The sequence below is a fragment of the Shewanella sp. 10N.286.45.A1 genome, assembly GCF_041470405.1.
Lineage (GTDB): Bacteria > Pseudomonadota > Gammaproteobacteria > Enterobacterales > Shewanellaceae > Shewanella.
On sequence record NZ_JBFRMK010000158.1, the window covers coordinates 1 to 2,612 of the forward strand.

At 41.9% G+C, this 2,612-nt stretch carries 2 protein-coding genes; one reads left to right on the forward strand and one right to left on the reverse strand.

Annotated features, from left to right (window positions below; genetic code table 11):
- Positions 1–380: 380 nt before the first annotated feature.
- On the reverse strand, positions 381–938 hold the full coding sequence (gmhB, locus tag AB4238_RS12670) for a D-glycero-beta-D-manno-heptose 1,7-bisphosphate 7-phosphatase (protein WP_372033763.1): 558 nt from the start codon (positions 936–938) through the stop codon (positions 381–383).
- A 127-nt stretch (positions 939–1,065) separates the two neighbouring features.
- On the opposite strand from gmhB, the gene AB4238_RS12675 reads away from it, so the two are divergent.
- Positions 1,066–2,382 (forward strand): aminopeptidase P N-terminal domain-containing protein, encoded by a 1,317-nt coding sequence (locus AB4238_RS12675; protein ID WP_372033764.1) that lies wholly within the window; start codon positions 1,066–1,068, stop codon positions 2,380–2,382.
- The last annotated feature ends 230 nt before the right edge of the window (positions 2,383–2,612 follow it).

Here is a 2,612-nt window from a genome sequence, read left to right on the forward strand (position 1 = left end):
ACCCGAAGCCCTTAAAGCGTTTGTCACCTGAGGTTAATTTCCGAAGAAGTTAATCTCTCGCCTCTTCGTCAAAAGAGGTACTGATTACGCTGCAAGTCCCGTACTACCTAGCTTTTGCTAAGAGCGATTGGCCTGCGGTGCCGTGTCAGTGGATGCGCATTATAGGGAAATCCTGAGTAAGCGCAAGGGGCTAAATGAGAAAAAATGCAATAAAATGGTTAAGCGGACAATTCTCAAACGATACGCGCAAAAAAGGGGCTAAAAGCCCCTTTTAAACTGCTATTTGGCAACCCGATATCGCAGTGAATACTGCCAAATCGCCTTTAAAATGTTGCGTTAACCCTTTGGCTTAATACTCTTGCCAACAGTAAACATGCTATCTAGGTGGCTTCTGCCGCTAAATACGCTGGGAGTTCCGCTACTGAGTCGAGTACAACGGTTGCTGCCGCAATCGCTTCATCTGTTACAGATTTACCGGTACGCACCAGCACGCGAATTGGAATACCAGCCGCTTTTGCGGCCAACATGTCATCACGTTTATCACCAACCATAACAGAGCGGCTTAAATCAATTTTCAGGAACTCTGCAGCTGTTAACATCATTCCAGATTTAGGTTTACGGCAATCACAATCAATCTTGTACTCCCCCACTCCCTTTTCTGCATGATGAGGACAGTAATAAATACCGTCTAGCTCTACACCTTTGTCGGCAAAGTTCCAATCCATCCACTCTGTTAATGTATGAAACTGCTCCTCAGTGTACATACCCCGGGCTATACCTGATTGATTGGTCACAACAGCAAGAAGGTAGCCTGCTTTCTTTAATGAGAGACAAGCCTCGAAAACGCCATCGACATATTCAAAATCATCGACTTTATGTACATAGCCGTGATCTATATTAATAACGCCATCTCTATCTAAAAAAACTGCTCGTTTCACAATATTATCTCTCAACTCTTTGATGCCGCTATTATTCCATTCAATTGAAACAATTGCACCGTGAACTTGCTATAAAAACCGTAATACAGTGTAATAAATAATATATACAATAATATGAGTAGTTAAAGTGGTTGTAGACATCTATCAGCAAAGGCGTATTGCGCTACTTAATCAATTACCGGAAAACAGTTTAGTGTTGCTTGCGGGCCACCAGCAAAAAGTGCGCAGTAAAAATATTAAGTATCACTTCAGGCAAGACAATAATTTCTTGTATTTAACTGGTTTTGATGAACCCGATGCCATTGCGCTTCTAATTAAAAATAAATCAACCTCTTTTCATCTTTTTCTGCGGCCCAAAGATAAAGTTCAAGAGGTCAATTTTGGCCATCGCGCCGGCGTTTGTGGGGCAATCGAGCACTACAATGCTGATCACGCTTATCCTGTTAGTGAGTTTACCACTGAACTGTTATGCCTAATGGATGGCATCAGTAATCTTTATATTTGTGACGAGAATAACCGATTCTCTTCCGAGATCCTCAGCTGGGCTAATCATCATAGGCATTATGGTTCTTTTGATACTCCTAAACAGTTTGTCGCAATAAAACAACTCGCTGAAGTACTGCACCCGCATAGATTAATTAAATCGGAGGATGAGATAAATAACATTCGTCTTGCAGTTGAAGCGTCAACCTACGCGCACAAAAAAGCAATGCAAGCTTGCAGCTCCGGCGTCAATGAACGTGAACTCTCGGCATTGTTTAACTTCAGTATTGCCAATAAAGGCTGCAGCGATGTGGCCTATCCTAATATTGTTGCGTCAGGCAATAATGCTTGCTGTTTACACTACGAAGAAAATTGTTGTGATTTAAAAGACGGACAAATGCTCTTGATTGATGCAGGCGCAGAATATCAATATTACGCCTCAGACATTACCCGTAGTTATCCTGTCAACGGTAAATTCACTGATGAGCAAAAAGCAATTTATCAGATAGTATTAAACGCACTAGACCGCGCTATCGAAATAATTAGGCCGGGGCTTTCGTGGAGCTCAATTCATGAGACTTGCATGAAAGTTATGGCTATCGGACTCAAAGAGCTTGGACTTCTAACGGGATCAATCGAGCACATTATGGCAACTGAAAGCTATAAACGCTTTACGGTTCATAAGACAGGACACTGGTTGGGGATGGATGTACACGATGTCGGACCCTATCATGACACTTCTGGCAATTGGATTCGGCTTGAAAGTGGTATGGTGTTTACAATCGAGCCAGGGATTTATATCCCTCTCGATGCAACTGATGTCCCAGAGGCTTATCGTGGTATGGGTATTCGTATAGAAGATGATGTATTGGTAACCGATACTGGTTGTGAAAATCTTTCTAAGGCTATACCAAGAACCGTTGACGAAATAGAGGCTATTATGGCCGAAGCTGAAGTATAAACCTTAACATCACAAGCCAAATAAATGTTGGCTTGTTTCCCTATCATTAACTAGATTTCAAACAGTTACTTTACTGAGTATGTGGCTACCAACTATTTGTATTTATCAGATCTGCGACTGTGCCACCACCAAGAGCATAAAAAAGTGAAAAAAATATCCAGATAATTGCAAGGCCAAAAAGGAAGTTTACGATTGTCATCAGGTAGTCGAGTGAGCCTGTGTCGGATTCT